The organism is Pseudarthrobacter sp. NPDC058329 (genome assembly GCF_042879835.1).
GTDB lineage: Bacteria > Actinomycetota > Actinomycetes > Actinomycetales > Micrococcaceae > Arthrobacter.
The window spans coordinates 119630-136494 of record NZ_JBHVZR010000010.1 but is presented as its reverse complement, the minus strand read 5'-3'; the positions used below and the strand labels follow the sequence as shown (position 1 = coordinate 136494).

The window sequence follows — 16865 nt, the reverse complement described above, 5'->3', positions numbered from 1 at the left end:
TGACAAGGCTGTTATTCGTCCGTAGCATGGGGGTCAGACATTTTACGTAACCAGCTAAGGAGTGCGCCGTGGCGGAACCAGCTCGGGAGCACCTGCCGGAGCCGGAATCCCGGCAGTCCCTCCTGGTCGACTTCAAGCTCAAAGACTCACCGCTGGGCGAGCGTGACCAGCAGATGCTTGCGTTGGAGCGGCAGTGGTGGAAGTACGCCGGCGCCAAGGAACAGGCCATCCGGGAGCTTTTCGACCTCTCCGCAACCCACTACTACCAGCTTCTCAATGCACTGATCGACAGCGAGGATGCGCTGGCCCACGATCCCATGCTGGTCAAGCGATTGCGTAGACTACGTACGTCGCGTCACCGTGCACGTACCGCACGGCGCCTGGGGTCTGACGCGTAAGACGCTCCCAGCTGGGCCGCCAGCAGCAATAAACAAGGATATCTCCATGACCAAATACGCCCGCGATGAATTCGACAAGGTCCCGGAGACTGCGTCGCGACAAGGTGTCCACCGCACGGCTTCCGCCCCGTCACGGGTGCGGCTCTGGCCCATTCTCGCGGTGGGTATTGCCGCTCTGGCGATTGGACTGGTGTCCTTCCTGATTCTCCCCAAGCTCGGTTTCAGCACGCCGGACAGCCAGGCCTCGTCAAGCCAGGAAGCAGCCCCGTTGGCCGTTACCGGGTCCACCCCTACGGCCACCCCGGAGGCTTCCCCGGAACCCTCTGCAGAGCCAACACCTTCCGCCACCAGCGAGGCCGGGCCCGGCGAGGCCGACCCCGGCACGGACGCCGAACCGGAACTGGACGAGCCAACCGCAGCTCCCGTATTCATCGATAAGTCGCAAAGCGTCGCCATTTACAACGCCGCCGGGACGGCAGGACTTGCCGGCCGGGTGGGCGGAACAGTCCAGGCCGACGGCTGGACCCTGGGACAGGTGGGCAACTGGGCGGGCGCCCCGCAGCAGGCCTCTGTCATCTACTACCAGGGGGCAGCGCAATTGCCCGGTGCCCGGGCCCTGGCGGCGCTCCTCGGCATTCCTACTGTGGTAAACAGCGCCGACTTCCAGGTGCCGCTGGTTGTAGTGCTGGGGCCGGGCTACCGGTAACCCCCTGACCTCGCGTTCCGCGGCAGGCGGTTACGCCTGAATAACTTTTGCGGACGGCCCGGCCCCATCCGGCTACCCCCGGGCAGGCATTGGCTAGAGTGAATTCAGGTGCGGCTGGAGCCTGTCGGCACACAGCGGCGTGGGCACCGGACACAACGGAAAGAGTGGTCAGCATGGCACAGGGAACCGTCAAATGGTTCAACGCTGAAAAGGGCTACGGCTTCATCACCGTTGACGGCTCCGGCGATGACATCTTTGTCCATTGGTCTGCCATCCAGGGTGAAGGGTACCGGGCCCTGGACGAGGGCCAGCGGGTGGAACTCGAAGTGGGCGAAGGCGAGAAGGGCCCGCAGGCTGAAAGCGTCCGGCCGGCCGAGTGACTGACCCGAACCTCCGCCCTGCAAACCTCCGCCGGGCGCTTTCAACGGCTGCCCTGTGCTCCGCCCTGGCTCTGACCGCCTGTTCCGGGGCCACCGGCAATGCCCGGGTGGAAGCTGCGGAGGCTTCGGGCGACGGCACCCTCCGCGTGGGCCTGATCCTGGACAACGCCGGCGGAAACGGCTTCCTCAATGCACCGCAACTTGCGGCAGCCAAGCTCGCTGTGCAGGAGATCAACGCGGCCGGCGGCCACAAGGGCCGGCCGGTGGAGCTCCTTCCCGCCCTTGCAGGGCAGAGTGTGGCAGAACAGGCCCAGGCGCTGGCCGACGCGAAAGCGGACGTCGTGGTCGGTCCCACCGATTCAAGCCACGCCGCAGCGGCGATCGACGTCCTCTCCCGTGCCCGCACCCCGCTCATCTCGCCCGCCAACACCGCCGCCGGGCTCAGCGGCATCAGCAGCGGCGGCTACTACTTCAGGACCGCACCGGCCGACGTCGCGCAGGGCCCTGTCCTCGTGAAGCTGGCCAAGGACGCCGGCGCCACGTCGGTCGCCGTGCTGTACCAGGAGGGTTCGTACGGCAAAGACCTTTCGGACGCCGTTGCCGCCTCTGCCGGGCAGGCGGGGCTGGAAGTGCTGGCCACTGCCAGCTTCAAGCCCGGCGATGCGGGCAGCGTGGCCGATGCGGCCCGCGCGGCTGAACCGGGCGCCGTCATACTCATCGCCCGCGATGGTGCGCAGGGCGCCCTGGTGGAACTGGCGAACTCAGGTGTGGACGGAAAGCGCCTCATCCTCAGTGACGGCGCCTTCGGCCGCTACGGTTCAGATCTGGCAGCGGGGTACCTGGAGGGTGCCCGCGCCGTGGTCCCCGGACAGCTACCCGACGCCGACTTCCAGGCAAGGCTCCTGACGGTGGACCCCGGGCTGAAGGACGTATCTTTCGCCGCCGAAGCCTATGACGCCGTAACAGTGGCAGCCCTTGCAGCCGCGAGGGCCCAGGACGATGCCGGCCGGTCAATCGCCGCCAACCTCATCGCTGTTTCGGGCGGCACCGCCGGGCAAACGGCGGGGGAGGGCCCCGGTGAGGCATGCCTTTCCTTCAAGGACTGCCTGGCCCGGCTGAAATCCGGGCCGGATGCCAACTACGACGGCGAATCCGGGCCGGTTGCCTTTGATGCCAATGGAGACATCACCACGGCCACCTTCACGGCCTTCGCCTATGCAGCTGACAACAACCCAACCGTGAGCGGCCTTGAGACGGCGGGACGGGCTTCGGGCTGAACCTCGCCGCGGGGCCCGGAAGCTCCGTTTTCCGTGTCCTTTCGCTTGCACTCTCACGTGGGGAGTGCTAATTATTGAGTTAGCACTCTGACGCACCGACTGCTAAGCGAAGCTGGTTCCGGCCAGCGGCGCCGTGCACCGGTCGAGGAGCGAGAAACACCTAACTGGAGTGAGATCCGCATCCGGAGGCATACAGAGGCCAACGGTGAAGGATCGTCCGTCGCGGGCACTGCAGCGAAGGTTCATTCTTAACGACTGTCCCGAAAGGACTATTGCCGTTATGGCCAAGATCATTGCATTTGATGAAGAGGCACGCCGCGGCCTTGAGCGGGGCCTGAACATCCTCGCCGACGCCGTTAAGGTCACCCTCGGCCCGCGTGGACGCAACGTCGTCCTCGAAAAGAAGTGGGGCGCCCCCACGATCACCAACGATGGTGTTTCCATCGCCAAGGAGATCGAACTGGACGATCCTTACGAGAAGATCGGCGCCGAGCTGGTCAAGGAAGTTGCCAAGAAGACGGACGACGTCGCCGGCGACGGCACCACCACGGCTACCGTGCTGGCACAGGCACTGGTGAAGGAAGGCCTGCGCAACGTTGCTGCCGGCGCCGACCCGCTGTCCCTCAAGCGCGGCATCGAGAAGGCTGTTGAGGCCGTTACGGCCGAGCTGCTGAACTCCGCCAAGGAAATCGAAACCAAGGAAGAGATTGCCGCCACGGCGTCCATCTCCGCCGGTGACGACGAAATCGGTGCCCTGATCGCCGAAGCCCTGGACAAGGTGGGCAAGGAAGGCGTTATCACGGTCGAGGAGTCCAACACCTTCGGACTGGAGCTTGAGCTCACCGAAGGCATGCGCTTCGACAAGGGCTACATCTCCGCCTACTTCGTCACGGACACCGAGCGCCAGGAGACGGTCCTCGAGGATCCGTACATCCTGATCGTCAACTCCAAGATCTCCAACGTCAAGGAACTGGTTGCTGTCCTCGAGAAGGTCATGCAGTCCAACAAGCCGCTGCTGATCATCGCTGAGGACATCGAAGGCGAGGCCCTGGCCACTCTGATCGTCAACAAGATCCGCGGCACCTTCAAGTCCGTTGCCGTCAAGGCCCCGGGCTTCGGCGACCGCCGCAAGGCACAGCTTGCCGACATCGCCGTCCTCACCGGTGGCCAGGTCATCGCCGAGGAAGTTGGCCTCAAGCTGGAAACCGCTGGCCTGGAACTCCTGGGCAAGGCACGCAAGGTTGTTGTCACCAAGGACGAGACCACCATCGTCGAAGGTGCCGGCGACGCCGATCAGATCGCCGGCCGCGTATCCCAGATCCGTGCCGAGATCGAGAACTCCGATTCCGACTACGACCGCGAGAAGCTGCAGGAACGCCTGGCCAAGCTGGCCGGCGGCGTGGCAGTCATCAAGGCCGGTGCCGCAACCGAGGTTGAACTCAAGGAGCGCAAGCACCGCATCGAAGACGCAGTGCGCAACGCCAAGGCAGCTGTTGAGGAAGGCATCGTCGCCGGTGGCGGCGTGGCCCTCATCCAGGCCGGTGCCAAGGCATTTGCCAACCTGCAGCTCTCGGGCGACGAGGCAACCGGTGCCAACATCGTCCGCGTTGCCATCGATGCCCCGCTGAAGCAGATCGCCTTCAACGCCGGCCTGGAGCCGGGCGTTGTGGTCGACAAGGTCCGCGGCCTCCCCGCCGGCCACGGCCTGAACGCCGCAACCGGCGAATACGTCGACCTGCTGGCTGCCGGTGTGAACGATCCGGTCAAGGTAACCCGCTCTGCCCTGCAGAACGCGGCCTCCATTGCCGGTCTCTTCCTCACCACCGAGGCAGTTGTGGCCGACAAGCCGGAGAAGAACGCTGCTCCGGTTGGCGGCGGCGACGACATGGGCGGCATGGGCGGCTTCTAAGCCTTCCCTGCCGGGCCTGTCCCGCCAGCACAAAAATGCGGCCCCCTCTCGCGAGGGGGCCGCATTTTTTACGTCCACAGGAGTTGTTGGTTACGTACCCGGACTTGTGCGCCCCGGAGGTCCCAGTAACTCTCCAAAAACGCCAGGGTGCCCCTACTTCCTGGCGCTGGCGAGCATCCCTTCCACTTCCTTCTTGAATGCTTCAGCAGCGGCTTGCGGGGTGAGGCGGTCGTAGAGGACTTCGTCGGTGTACCGCTTGATGACGTTCTGCACGCTGCCCGCGCCCACCGGGGGAACGGGTGGTGCGTCCTTCATGTCGGGGGCAATGGCCTTCAGGTAATTGACCACGGTGGTGTCGGCAGGCTTGAGGGAGGGCGTAATGCTGTCAACGATCTCCGGGTTGGTGGGCACGCCCCGGTCGGTCATCAGGATGGCTCCGGCCTCCGGGCTGTTGGTCAGGTAGTTGATAAACGTGGCCGCTGCTTCAGGATCCTTGGAACGTGAAGAAGCCGACCAGAACATGGTGGGCTTGTAGTACATGCCGTTGCCTGCCGCGGAGCCGCCGGTGCTGGGCGCCCGGAGCATTTTGATGCTGCTGCCGGTGGTCGCCTCCAAGGAGCCGAGCTGGTTGGTCCACCACCATGCCATGCCCACTCTGTTGGTGCCGAAGAGGCTTTCTTCAAGCCCGGCACCGGAGTCTTCGGTGGCGACCGTCGCCGGCGGGCTGGCTTTCGAATCACGCTGTTCCTTCAGGCGTTCCCAGAAGGAGGCAGCGGTTGAGGTTTCGAAGTCCAGCTTGCCGTCCTGGGAGTAAAGGTCCTCGCCATGCTGCCGCAGCCAGATGATCAGGTCCGCTTCGTTGCTGCCGTAGGCTGCGCCGTAGTTCTTGCCGTCTCCCGCGGCGCTGATCTTTGACGCAGTCTCCATGAACTCGTCCCAGGTCCACTTGCTGTCGTCCGGCAGGGGCACGTTGGCGGCCTCAAAGACCTGGGTGTTCGCCATGATGACGTAAGCGTTCTGGCCGGTGCTCAGGCCGTACTGGGCGCCGTCATACTGGCCTGATGCCAAGGCTTCCTTGTCCAGCTTTGATGTATCAATGCCGTCCTGCCTGGACAGGTCCAGCAAGGCACCGCGTCCGCCGTATTCGGCAATGTACTTCTGGTCCATTTGGATGACGTCAGGGGCGTCATTGGCCGCTGTCTTCGTGGCCAGCTTGTCCCAGTAGCTGGCCCATTCGCCGGGTTCGGATTCAATGTTGATATTCGGATGCTCTGCTTCGAAGGCCTCGATGGCCTTCGCAGTCTGGGCATTGAGGTACTCGTTGCCCCACCAGGCAAACCGGAGAGTCACTTCCTCGTTGCTGTTCGAACTGGCGGAGGTGCCACATCCGGTTGCGAGCAGTGAGAGGGCAACGGCTGCTGCGCCGAGTTGGAACCTTCTCCGGCTAACAGTTGGAATCGTCATTGATGTGCCTTCCTTGTTCTGTTGAATCCGCTTCCTGGAGCTTTCCCGGCGGCATCGTCACTAGGGGGAATAAGTGAGAAAACGTTTTCTAGTATGACATCCGATTGTGCCCGGGCTCCAGCACCCGCGTCAAGAGGTATCGGTAAACGCTTTCCGGGTTGTTGCGGGAGGCTTCCCGCACATGCACACGATCCCCTGGACTGTGCCATTCTGCGGTGCTGCCCTGTGCAGGTATCACCGCATTGTCGTCCGCTTCTGGCAGGATGGACCGGTGACGATTACTGCAGCGGCCGACGGTTCGGCTTTGGGAAACCCTGGCCCGGCCGGCTGGGCCTGGTACGTGAATGACGATTGCTGGCGTGCCGGCGGCTGGCCCCACGGCACCAACAACCAGGGCGAACTCATGGCCGTCCTGGATCTGCTGCGGGCCACCGCACACCTTCGCCACGAGGACCTGCACATCCTCTGCGACAGCCAGTACGTCATCAACTCGATCACCAAATGGATGCCGGGATGGAAGCGGAAGGGCTGGCGGAAGGCGGACGGCAAGCCGGTGCTGAACGTCGATCTGCTCAAGGAGCTGGACCGGGAGCTCGCCGGGCGGAAGTACAGGTTCGAGTGGGTCAAGGGGCACGCCGGGCATGACCTGAACGAAGCCGCCGATGAGCGGGCCCGGGCCGCCGCGACCGCCTACCAGCAGGGGGTTGCGGCCCGGTCGGGACCGGGTTTCCCAGGCGCCCACCACGCATCGGCTTCCGGAGCCCCGGCTTCCGGAAACCCGGCAGCCGGGAAAGCCCCTGCCGGAGCTACGCCAGCAGCCGCCCCCGGCGAGCTTGACCTGTTCAGCCAGCAGGTCATAACGCAGCAGGACGTTGGCCGGCAAAGTGTTGCCGGGCAGGGCGTTGCCGGGAAGGAGTCCGCCCAGAAGGAGTCCGCCCAGCAGGACCTCTCGCAAGAGGACCTCAGGCAAGAGGACCTCGCGCAAGAGGATATCGCTCAAGGAGGATTTACCCAGCTGGACTTTACCCAGCTGGACGGTGCCTTTGAACTGGCCGGAGCAGGCCGGGCGGGAACAGCCGCGCCCGAAGCGCTGGTGGAAGAGCTGGAGCGGGAACTGCTCGGCCCCTTGGTGCGCGGCGATATCGGCAGGACGGCTGTCCTGCTGCACCCTGACTTCCTGGAGATCGGCAGCTCGGGCAGGGTCTGGACACGGGACGCCATGATGATGGCGCTCGAAGAAGACCCGGGCGAGCGGACCGACATCGAGATCCTCGGCGCCGACCGCATCGGCCCCGGCGCCGTCCTGCTGACGTACCGAAGCTACGCGCGTTCCGGTACAACCCTCAGAAGCTCACTGTGGGTGCTGGACGGCGGACGTTGGCGGCTGCGGTTCCATCAGGGCACCCCCGAAGCCTAGGCCCCGGCAGGCAGCGGGTCAGCTAAACCTCTGGGTGTTTCCCTGCTCAGCCTGCGCGTACGTGGCCGCGGCCGATGAGAGCGCCATGTTGATCGAAGCCAGTGAAGCCTCCACCCTGCCCTGAGTGATGGTCCACTCCGTGATAAGTGCCTGGAAGTTGGTGGCTGCAGAGCCCCGCCAACTGCCCTGAAGCTCGTCCAGCCCCCGCTTCATGGCCTGGACGTCGGCGCTGATCCGGTCCACTGTTGCCTGGACGTTGGCGGACTTGAGCTGGAGCAGTTCGGTGTCGACGGAAATGATGCTCATGGCAGTGCCTTTCGCTGGAACGGGCAGCGTTTGCTCCCGCACCCGGACTCTCCGGGCCACGTTGACGAGCCTACGGAGGCGGGTGCGAACCGTGCCATGACAGGGAGGCTATATGTGGATAACCCGTCCGTCGCTGCCCCGGGCGGCGTGGCCGGCAGGCTTGGGAAATGAGCCTAGGCTCTCCACTCCGGCGTCCGCGGACCCGTTCTCCGGTGCGTCCTCGCGGTTCGGGAGGGTGACCACGAGGGTAGCACCACCGCCGGCGGTGGTTTCTACCCGGACGGAGCCGCTGTGAGAACCGACGATGGCGGCCACAATGGCGAGCCCCAGCCCGCTGCCCCCCGTCTCACGCGTACGGGACGTATCGGCCCGGTAAAAGCGCTCGAAGACCTTGGACGCGTCCTCCTCGGAGATGCCGGGCCCGTGGTCGCGGACTTCGATGACTGAGCGCAGTTGCCCGCCGTCCACGGCGCGGACGCCAACCGCCAGCTCAATCGGGCTGCCCTCAGGGGTGTAGCGCAAGGCGTTGCCTACCAGGTTGCCCACCACCTGGCGAAGTTTCGCTTCGTCACCCAGCACGGGTGCAGGAGCTGCCGGGCCGCCGTCGAGCCCCACGAGAGAGATCACCCGGGACCGGGCGCTGGCCTGGGTATCAACCACCGCGTCATGGGCGATCAACTGAAGGTCAACCGGCTTTTGCTGCAGCGGGCGCTGTTCATCAAGGCGGGCCAGCAGCAGCAGGTCCTCCACCATGGAGCCCATGCGCTTGGCTTCGCTTTCGATCCTTCCCATGGCAGTGGCCACGTCCTCGTTCGTGGCCAACGCCCCATGCCGGTACAGCTCCGAGAAGCCCCGGATCGTCACCAGCGGGGTACGCAGTTCGTGGGAGGCATCGGCCGCGAACCGGCGCATCCTCGCCTCCGAGGCCGTGCGGGCGGAGAAAGCTGTTTCGATGTGGGCGAGCATGGCGTTCAGTGAGCTGCTGAGCCGGCCCAGCTCGGTGCCGGGATTTTCCACGTCCACGCGGCGGGACAGGTCCCCGGCGGCAATGGCTGCGGCGGTCTTTTCCACCCGCGCAAGCGGCCGGAAGGCACGCGAAACAGTCCAGCTGGCGATCAGTGACGCCAGCAGCAGCGTCAGCAGGCCCACTCCGAGGACAACAAGGGTGGCGTGCTCCAGGACGTCGTCGACGCTCTCCAGCGGCAGGCCGATGACCACCACCGCTGTGGTCTGGTTGTTTTGGATCGTCACGGCTATCACGCGCCAGTTCTCGCCGTCGGTGCCGCGCACCTGGTAGGGCTCCTTGCCCCGCGCCTGGGCCTGCTCCACCGTCATGGAACTGATTTCCGGCCCGCTGTCCGGTTCAGCCCCGAACGGAAAAGGCTCTTCGCCGGGCACAAACAGAATCAGCGAATAATCGGTGGGTACCGTGGGTGCCTGCAGCGGCGAGAAGGACCGCTGCCTGCCCGCCAGCTCAACTGCTGCGTACAGCTTTTGGTCCACCTGGTCCTGCAGGTAGCTGTGAAGCAGGGCCAGCGTGCCCGCCCCTGTGGCCGTAAGGGCAACAATAAGCAGTGCCATGATCATGGCCACCAGCTGTGACCTGAGTGAGGCCGATTTCCACCGCTGCAGCAAGGTCAGCGCTTTTCTGCCGTCCGGAGCACGTACCCCACGCCGCGCTTGGTCTGGATAAGGGCCGGAGCTGCAGGGTCAATGTCCACTTTTCGGCGCAGGTAGGAGATGTACGACTCCACGATGGAGGCATCACCGTTGAAGTTGTACTCCCAGACGTGGTCCAGGATCTGCGACTTTGACAGCACCCGGTTGGGGTTGAGCATGAGGTAGCGGAGGAGCTTGAACTCCGTGGGCGACAGCTCGATGACAGTGCCGCCGCGCCGCACTTCATGGGCGTCGTCGTCCAGTTCGAGATCGTCGACGCGGATAACGGCGTCGTCGTCGAGCAGGGGCTGCGTCCGGCGCAGCACGGCCCGGATCCTGGCGACCACCTCATCGAGGCTGAAGGGTTTGGTGACGTAATCGTCCCCGCCGACGGTGAGGCCCGTGACCTTGTCCTCCGTGTCATCCTTGGCTGTCAGGAACAGAACTGGGAAGTGCTTGCCCGAGGCCCTGAGGCGGCGGGTGACGGTGAACCCGTCCATGTCCGGGAGCATCACGTCCAGGACGGCGAGGTCCGGGGCGTGCAGGTCGGCAGCAGCAAGGGCATCGCGTCCGTTTGCGGCGGAGACGACGTCGAATCCGGCAAAGCGGAGGGACGTGGAGAGCAACTCCCGGATGTTGGGTTCGTCATCCACCACCAGGAGCTTCGCTTCAGGGCCGTTCTTGTTCATATTCCCATCATGCTCCCAGACACTGGGAGTTGTCTGGGTGCTTCTTGTGAGCAAGGTGTAGGGGCACAGTTGTTTCTACCAACCAAGCGAGCCGGGTCCGCCTTTGAAGGGGCCCGTCACGCGCCCGGTGATCCAGCCCCCGTAGTAGCCTCCGGCCTGGGGGCGCACCCGCTCACCCTCGACCTCGCAGTAATCCATCCTGCCCGGGTAGACCGCAACGCGGTCCAGCAGTGCAGCGTATGCGGCGACCGGGTTGGGGTAGAACCATGCTGCCTTTTCCCTGACCTCTCCGCCGCCGCGGACGGTGAGGTACTTCGCTGGGCCTTTGAACTCGCAGAAGCTGCTCCCGGGAGCGGGCTCCAGTGCACCTGGGCGGAACTCTGACCGGGGCAGGTAGTAGGCCGGCGGGTGGCTCGTCTCCAGAACCCGGAGCGAGTCGGTGGTGTCCAGGATCAGCTCGCCGCCCAAATAGATCCGGATCCGTTCCGTGTTGGGCTCTATCCGTGGCGGCCGGGGATAGTCCCACACGGATTCCTGACCCGGCAGGGGAATGGCGGGCCTTCTTTCAGAATGCATGCCTCCAGTGTGCGCCCCATCCGTCTGGTCCGCACTGGACAGGGCGTCACGGAGGGCACGGTGCTACTCGGCCGTTTCCACGTCCTTCGCATCCATAATGCGGTAGGCGTAGCCCTGCTCCGCGAGGAACCGCTGGCGCTTGGCGGCGAAGTCCTGGTCCAGGGTGTCACGTGCCACCAGGGAGTAGAACCGGGCTGACCGGCCGTCCTTCTTGGGCCGCAGGAGCCTGCCCAGCCGCTGCGCCTCCTCCTGCCTCGAACCGAAGGAACCGGAAACCTGGATGGCCACCGAGGCTTCCGGGAGGTCGATGGAAAAGTTGGCCACCTTGGAAACCACGAGCGTCTGGATCCCACCCGCGCGGAAGGCATCAAAAAGCTTCTGGCGCACCTTCACGGACGTGTCCCCCTTGATGACCGGTGCCTTCAATCGCTCCCCGAGGTCATCCAGCTGGTCGATGTACTGGCCGATGACCAGCAGTTGCTCCCCGGCGTGCCGGGTGACGAGCTGCTCCACCACCCGCGTTTTGGACTCGGAGGTGGCGCAAAGCCGGTACTTGTCTGCATCATCGGCCATGGCATAGGCCGAGCGTTCGTCCCGCGGCAGGTCCACGCGCACCTCGATGCAGTCCGCCGGGGCGATGTAGCCCTGCGACTCAATGTCCTTCCAGGGCGCGTCGTAGCGTTTGGGTCCTATCAGGCTGAACACCTCGCCCTCTCGGCCGTCTTCCCGCACCAGGGTAGCCGTGAGGCCAAGACGGCGCCTGGCCTGCAGGTCCGCGGTCATCCGGAAGATCGGGGCGGGCAGCAGATGGACCTCGTCATAAATGATGAGACCCCAGTCGTGTCCGTCCACCAGTTCAAGATGCGGATAGAGGCCGCCGCGCTTCATGGTGAGTACCTGGTACGTGGCAATGGTCACCGGCCGGACTTCCTTCACCGCCCCCGAATATTCGCCGATCTCGTCCTCGGTGAGGGACGTGCGCCTGAGCAGCTCGTCCTTCCATTGCCGGGCGGCCACGGTGTTGGTGACCAGGATCAGGGTGGTGGTGGAGCCGGTTGCCATGGCCGCTGCGCCAACCAGCGTTTTGCCCGCACCGCAGGGCAGCACCACAACCCCGCTGCCTCCGGCCCAGAAGTTGTCGCTGGCCATTTTCTGGTACGGCCGCAGTTTCCAGCCGTCCTCATTGAGCGCAATCAGGTGCGGGGTGCCGTCCACGTAGCCGGCCAGGTCCTCCGCCGGCCACCCGATCTTGAGCAGGAGCTGCTTGAGCTGTCCGCGCTGGGACGCGTGCACCACTACGGTTTCGCCATCGATGCGGGGCCCGAGCAGCGGCTGAATCTTCTTGGAGCGGATCACTTCCTCCAGGACCGGATAGTCATCAGTCCGCATGACCAGTCCGTGCTGCGTGTCCTTTTCCAGGCGCAGCCGGCCGTACCTCGACATGGTCTCCTCGACGTCGATGAGCAGCGAATGCGGCACCGGGAACCGCGAATACTTCAACAGGGTGTCAAGGACCCTTTCGGCATCCAGTCCGGCCGCGCGGGCATTCCACAGGCCCAACGGGGTGAGCCGGTAACTGTGGACGTGCTCGGGGGCCCGTTCCAGCTCTGCGAACGGCGCGATGGCATGCCGGGCTTCGGTTGCGAGCTCGTGGTCCACCTCGAGGAGGATGGTTTTATCGCTCTGGACTATCAGGGGTCCGTCGTTCACGCGGGGGCGTCCTTCACTGGCGCAGTTCCTCTGCGGCCTCAATATCAATAATGCGGTGGATGGACAACACCCGTTCGGTGTCCTTTGCGGGGTCAAAGACCCGCACCCGTCCGCCGCTCACTGAGAGGGGAACAACAATTTCCAGGTTGGCATTCCCCATGCCGTCCACCACGTTCATACTGATGCGCTGCTTGAGCCTGATGGCCCGCTGCAGGGCCTCCAGTCCAAGCTGCGTGGCTGCTTCCCCAGTAGGGTCTCCCTCCGGGCCGTGATGATTCCCGACGGCGGCAGGACGGTGCCGCAGCACGTCAAGTTGGGCTTGGACTTCTACCGCCGGTGGGGCTGTCCGCGGGGCCGTGTACACGGGCCGGGACGGGGTATGCGGCGCAGGAGCGCGGCGCAGCCGGAGCACCGGCTGCTCTGAATCGTCAATGGAGGGGGAGAGTCCCAGGCTCCGGAGGACCTGCGCTGTTTCACGCGGCGGCGCGGACGAGATGAGGACTGTGGGGGCAATCCGTACCAGGCCCAGCGTCTCCGTCTTGGGTCCGGACAGCAGCTCCAGGAGTGAGGCTTCATCCTCGCTCTGGACAAAGCTGGCCGCTGTGCCCACCCGCAGCCGGCCGTGCCGGGCGGCCGTATCCTCCACCAGGTACTGCAGGGGCTGGGGTACAGCGGTGGCCGAGTGCTCCCGCAGGAACTCCAGGACGGCGGGGGCGTCGTGGCCGGCGTCCAGCGCCCGGCGGATCGAGCCGGGTGAGAACCGGTAGATGGTGGCCGGCCCCTGGCCTTCGGCGTCGGCCATCAGCAGCAGCTTTTCGGTCAGCGCCGGGGCAAGATATCCGGGTGCCACGGCGGTGAGGTCGGCCTGGAGCAGCACGTGGTTCAACTCCGCGGGCAGGTGCTCGCCCAGGATGGAGAGGGCGGCGTCCGGTTCGTCGTCCGCGATGGCACTTCCGAGCTGGCTCAGGGCTCCCGAGCCCAGCAGTCCGAGTATCTCGGCTTCGGCCAGGACTCCGCGGATCAGGGAGCTGAAGCGCCGCGCCATGCGGGGCTGGACCCACTCGGCGCGCTGGAGCACCGCTGCGGCGTCCAGGACCGGCGCTGTTCCGTCCGGGGCGGCTGCCTCACACGTGAGTTCGTTCAGGATCTCCAGGATCCGTTTGCGCACCACGGGGGCGTCCGGCCGCTGGGCCTCGGCCGACAACGCGATGATGGTGCTCCCGGAAGCCGCGCGGTGCGCAGTTGCTCCCGGAGTTCCATTGATCGGCTGCCCCACCAGTGACGGCACGCGCTCGCTGGCCAGCCAGGCGTTGACCAGCCAGAGCCATTGTTCCTGCCGCGGCAGCACGAGCCATTCAAGTTCCGGCGGCTGGACCCACGAGGACGAATCGACGTCCAGGCGGATCAGCCCCGCCAGGCCGCAGAGCTCCAGGAGAAGCCCGGCGCGGGGCTGGTCGATCCGGAGAAGCTCAGCCAGCCGCCTCATCTCACGGACGCCCACGCCGCCGCTGCGCAGGGTGGCCAGGGGCTGTTCCCGCACGCCATGAAGTACTTCGCCCACCAGCCGCAAAGTCTCACTGATGGCACCCAGGGCCGCGTTCCGCCGCAAAGCGGCGCTGGTCCGGCCGAGCTCCGGTACCGGCGGCGAAAGGTGGAAGTCGTTGATGATGGCACCGCCGCGCAGCGAGAGCCCTACGCTGTGCGGCAGTTCCACATGGGCGGCGTCCAAAGGCACCAGCAGGCCCCGGGCCAGGAGCCAATCGATGGGCCCGACGTCGGACCCCTCGGTGGTGACGGACGCCTTGCGTTGCGCCTGGGGGACGGCCCCCATGGCCCAGTTCCGGAACCGGGCGAGCAAGGCGGTGGTCCGTTCCGGAGCCGCGGCCAGGATCTCCTGGAGGGCTTCGGGCGAGGACGTCCAGTGCTGCAGGGCAAGCGCTGCCTCCATGGGTGTTGTGGCCCCGTGGATGGCTGCTCCGCTTCGGTGAAGCTCGGAAACGAGGTGGACCGCCCGCTGCGCGAAGGCCGGCTGGAGGCGCACCAGCTCCGTGTAGCTGCGGCCAAGCCCGGCGGGGTAGATCCCCACGACGTCCTTAAGGCTGCCAACGGGGAGATAGTACCGCTGCCGGTTGCCGGTGACCGTTGCTCCGTGCGGGGGTTCGGCACGGTGGACCAGGGCCAATTCCTGGAGCGAGGCCAGGATCCGTTCCACGGCGGCAATGGTGGAACCCGATATCAGCTTGCGCAATCCTGCGGCGGAGGCGCTGTGCTCGGTGTCCGTGTTAGTGCACAGATGGAGGGTTTCCAGCACCTGCATTTGGGGCCGGTTGAGGCGCTCCAGCGCGCGCTGGACGCTGACGCGCCCGCTGGCCCGGGCAGCGAGGGCGGCGAAGTCCGGTACTGCGGGGGAGATGAGGTCCGGCCGCGCGTCGAACAGCGCCCGCAACGAGTCGTCGCTGCGGGCCTCCAGATCCTTGCTGAGCGCGCGAATGAGGGACATCAGTCCAACGTTACCGTCCGCCCGGTTTTCCTGCCCGGCGGCGGCCGGCAACGTTGTCCAGGACAAGGAACAGCATCAGCAGGAACGCCAGCGGCAGGCCATACAGTGCGGTGTACGTGACCCAGGCCGGGGCCACGGAACCAGCGAAGGCGAATGCCATGACGGCTGCCACCGCCACCAGTGAAAGCACGGCTATAACTGCGGCGAGGATCGTCAGGGGACGCCGGTAACGCGAGGGTGTCATGAACGTAACGCTAACAGCCCGGTCTGACAGCTCCGCCAAGGGTGCGCGGTTGCCGTTGCGGAGAGCCTTCGGAAGCGGGATTACGGCACCGGGCAGGATAACCTTGGGGGATACAGACCAACACGGTCTCCGGCCGTCATACCCTGAACCCGCACAGCAATGCGGATGCGGTGACGGCGGGCCGTGTCTCAAGACGTCAGAACGAAGAAGGTTGATTACGTGCCTACCGGCAAGGTCAAGTGGTATGACAAGGAAAAAGGCTTCGGATTCCTCGCGGGCGAAGACGGCCAGGAAGTCTTCCTGCCCAAATCGTCGCTGCCCGAGGGCGTAACAGAGCTGAAGGCCGGCACCCGTGTCGAGTTCGGTGTGGCCGACGGCCGCAAGGGAGCCCAGGCATTGGGCCTGCGCGTGCTGGACAAAACGCCGTCCATTGCCAAGGCCAAGCGGCCCAGCGCCAAGGACCTCGCACCGCTGGTGCAGGACCTCGTGACCGTCCTGGACAACCTGTCCGGAACCCTTTCCAAAGGCAAATACCCGGAAGGCAATAAGGGCAAGGCCATCGCCGCCGCCCTGCGTAAGGTTGCCGACGAGCTGGACGTTTAGGCCCTCATGAACCCGCAAGCTGATCAGCAGGACCCGCAGCCAGTGGACCTGGAGCCAACAAGCACGGCGTCCGTGGACCCCGGGTTGGCGTCGCCGGAAGCACTGGAAATCGAGTTGGTGGAACCGGTGTCGGTGGACCCGGCTTCGGTGGACCTGGTGGCGCTGCAGGCAGGTGCCACAACGGGCCGTGCCGCCGGTATTGTTGCCGCCCCGGCGGCTGGGGCGGGTAAAACGGCCAAGCGCCGGGCCGGAGTGCCTGTCTGGCGGACCGGCAAGCCGGACGCCTTCCTCGCTGCCGCCGTGGACACGGCACGGACGGCCATTGCAGGCATCACCGCGGCATCCGACATCGGGCGGCACCTGGCAGCAAAGAGCGAAGGCGACCGCCTGGTAACGCACCTCTTTGAATGCAGGCTGCCCGGCTACGCAGGCTGGCAGTGGTTCGCCGTGGTGACCCGGAATTCGCGGTCCAAGGTGGTCACAATCAACGAGCTCGGCCTCTTGCCGTCCGAAGACTCCATCCTCGCCCCGGAATGGGTTCCGTGGGCGGAACGGGTCAGGCCCGAGGATGAGCAGGAAGCGGACCTGGAAACCGGCGGCCACCACGCCGGTGAGCCTGAGGTCGGCCCACTGGAACCCGGCGCACCACAGGCAGAGGAGCCCTATGCCGGTACGGACCAGGCCGACATGGCGCACGCTGGTGCCGCTGAGCCCGCGGACGGGGATGCTGCGGCACGGGAGGCCGTCGGCGTGCTGGACGGAGAGGACCAGGACGGGCAAGACCAGGTCGGGGAAGCGGAGCAGGGTGCAGACCCGAACCGCGAAGCCGGGGCTGCGGACGCCGGAGTCGTACCGGAACAGCGCACAGCGCAGGACGCAACAAACTAAGGCACGGAACAGCCCCTGGCACGGAGCCGTGCCAGGGCACGGACTGGGCTGCGAAGCACCAACGGCGCCGACCGGGCAGGACCCGGGCGGCGCCGTCGTGCGTTAATGCTGATGCGTTGCGTCAGCGGGCTGCTTGCGC

General features: G+C 65.7%; 15 protein-coding genes and 1 pseudogene. 8 read left to right on the top strand and 8 right to left on the bottom strand.

Going from position 1 to position 16865, the window contains the following annotated elements:
* Positions 1-68: 68 nt before the first annotated feature.
* The 5 genes from ACFVYC_RS14300 to groL all read left to right on the top strand — a co-directional run bounded on the left by ACFVYC_RS14300 (position 69) and on the right by groL (position 4670).
* Entirely contained in the window at positions 69-398 is a 330-nt protein-coding gene (locus ACFVYC_RS14300; RefSeq protein WP_387551130.1) for a DUF3263 domain-containing protein, read from the top strand.
* A 46-nt stretch (positions 399-444) separates the two neighbouring features.
* Entirely contained in the window at positions 445-1104 is a 660-nt protein-coding gene (locus ACFVYC_RS14295; RefSeq protein ID WP_387551128.1) for a LytR C-terminal domain-containing protein, read from the top strand.
* Positions 1105-1277: 173 nt separating this feature from the next.
* A complete protein-coding gene (locus ACFVYC_RS14290; RefSeq protein ID WP_009358138.1) occupies positions 1278-1484 on the top strand; it encodes a cold-shock protein in 207 nt (68 codons plus the stop codon).
* Positions 1481-2761: an ABC transporter substrate-binding protein gene (locus tag ACFVYC_RS14285; protein WP_387551125.1), complete on the top strand. Its 1281-nt coding sequence runs from the start codon at positions 1481-1483 to the stop codon at positions 2759-2761. Before ACFVYC_RS14290 ends, ACFVYC_RS14285 begins: the two co-directional genes overlap by 4 nt.
* A gap of 280 nt (positions 2762-3041) precedes the next feature.
* Positions 3042-4670 (top strand): chaperonin GroEL, encoded by a 1629-nt coding sequence (groL, locus tag ACFVYC_RS14280; protein WP_387551123.1) that lies wholly within the window; start codon positions 3042-3044, stop codon positions 4668-4670.
* Positions 4671-4823: 153 nt separating this feature from the next.
* On the opposite strand, the gene ACFVYC_RS14275 is transcribed toward groL, so the two are convergent.
* Positions 4824-6134: an ABC transporter substrate-binding protein gene (locus tag ACFVYC_RS14275; RefSeq protein WP_387551120.1), complete on the bottom strand. Its 1311-nt coding sequence runs from the start codon at positions 6132-6134 to the stop codon at positions 4824-4826.
* Between the two features lie 271 nt (positions 6135-6405).
* Here ACFVYC_RS14275 and ACFVYC_RS14270 point away from each other — a divergent pair, with 271 nt between their 5' ends.
* Complete coding sequence (locus tag ACFVYC_RS14270) at positions 6406-7551, top strand: RNase H family protein (RefSeq protein WP_387551118.1); 1146 nt, start codon at positions 6406-6408, stop codon at positions 7549-7551.
* An 18-nt stretch (positions 7552-7569) separates the two neighbouring features.
* Here the strand turns inward: ACFVYC_RS14270 and ACFVYC_RS14265 are convergent, their stop codons facing one another.
* The 7 genes from ACFVYC_RS14265 to ACFVYC_RS14235 form a co-directional block, all read right to left on the bottom strand.
* On the bottom strand, positions 7570-7857 hold the full coding sequence (locus tag ACFVYC_RS14265) for a WXG100 family type VII secretion target (protein ID WP_387551115.1): 288 nt from the start codon (positions 7855-7857) through the stop codon (positions 7570-7572).
* Between the two features lie 108 nt (positions 7858-7965).
* Positions 7966-9492, bottom strand: coding sequence for a sensor histidine kinase (locus ACFVYC_RS14260; RefSeq protein ID WP_387551113.1), 1527 nt, complete (start codon positions 9490-9492; stop codon positions 7966-7968).
* Between the two features lie 2 nt (positions 9493-9494).
* On the bottom strand, positions 9495-10205 hold the full coding sequence (locus tag ACFVYC_RS14255; RefSeq protein ID WP_163165678.1) for a response regulator transcription factor: 711 nt from the start codon (positions 10203-10205) through the stop codon (positions 9495-9497).
* Positions 10206-10280: 75 nt separating this feature from the next.
* A complete protein-coding gene (locus tag ACFVYC_RS14250) occupies positions 10281-10781 on the bottom strand; it encodes a DUF427 domain-containing protein (RefSeq protein ID WP_387551110.1) in 501 nt (166 codons plus the stop codon).
* Positions 10782-10844: 63 nt separating this feature from the next.
* Entirely contained in the window at positions 10845-12491 is a 1647-nt protein-coding gene (locus tag ACFVYC_RS14245; protein ID WP_387551107.1) for a DNA repair helicase XPB, read from the bottom strand.
* A gap of 13 nt (positions 12492-12504) precedes the next feature.
* Positions 12505-14991 (bottom strand): helicase-associated domain-containing protein, encoded by a 2487-nt coding sequence (locus ACFVYC_RS14240; protein ID WP_387551104.1) that lies wholly within the window; start codon positions 14989-14991, stop codon positions 12505-12507.
* Between the two features lie 10 nt (positions 14992-15001).
* Positions 15002-15235: a hypothetical protein gene (locus ACFVYC_RS14235; protein ID WP_387551101.1), complete on the bottom strand. Its 234-nt coding sequence runs from the start codon at positions 15233-15235 to the stop codon at positions 15002-15004.
* 219 nt (positions 15236-15454) lie between these two features.
* On the opposite strand from ACFVYC_RS14235, the gene ACFVYC_RS14230 reads away from it, so the two are divergent.
* Entirely contained in the window at positions 15455-15838 is a 384-nt protein-coding gene (locus tag ACFVYC_RS14230; RefSeq protein ID WP_013599963.1) for a cold-shock protein, read from the top strand.
* A 198-nt stretch (positions 15839-16036) separates the two neighbouring features.
* Positions 16037-16567: pseudogene (locus ACFVYC_RS14225) on the top strand (DUF3027 domain-containing protein); the annotation flags it as partial.
* Positions 16568-16865: the final 298 nt, after the last annotated feature.

Excerpts from the sequence above, each read along its gene's own strand:
- ACFVYC_RS14295 (WP_387551128.1), top strand. The coding sequence starts at position 445 with ATGACCAAATACGCCCGCGATGAATTCGACAAGGTCCCGGAGACTGCG.
- ACFVYC_RS14290 (WP_009358138.1), top strand. The coding sequence starts at position 1,278 with ATGGCACAGGGAACCGTCAAATGGTTCAACGCTGAAAAGGGCTACGGC.
- groL (WP_387551123.1), top strand. The coding sequence starts at position 3,042 with ATGGCCAAGATCATTGCATTTGATGAAGAGGCACGCCGCGGCCTTGAG.
- ACFVYC_RS14275 (WP_387551120.1), bottom strand. The coding sequence starts at position 6,134 with ATGACGATTCCAACTGTTAGCCGGAGAAGGTTCCAACTCGGCGCAGCA.
- ACFVYC_RS14265 (WP_387551115.1), bottom strand. The coding sequence starts at position 7,857 with ATGAGCATCATTTCCGTCGACACCGAACTGCTCCAGCTCAAGTCCGCC.
- ACFVYC_RS14255 (WP_163165678.1), bottom strand. The coding sequence starts at position 10,205 with ATGAACAAGAACGGCCCTGAAGCGAAGCTCCTGGTGGTGGATGACGAA.
- ACFVYC_RS14250 (WP_387551110.1), bottom strand. The coding sequence starts at position 10,781 with ATGCATTCTGAAAGAAGGCCCGCCATTCCCCTGCCGGGTCAGGAATCC.
- ACFVYC_RS14240 (WP_387551104.1), bottom strand. The coding sequence starts at position 14,991 with ATGTCCCTCATTCGCGCGCTCAGCAAGGATCTGGAGGCCCGCAGCGAC.
- ACFVYC_RS14235 (WP_387551101.1), bottom strand. The coding sequence starts at position 15,235 with ATGACACCCTCGCGTTACCGGCGTCCCCTGACGATCCTCGCCGCAGTT.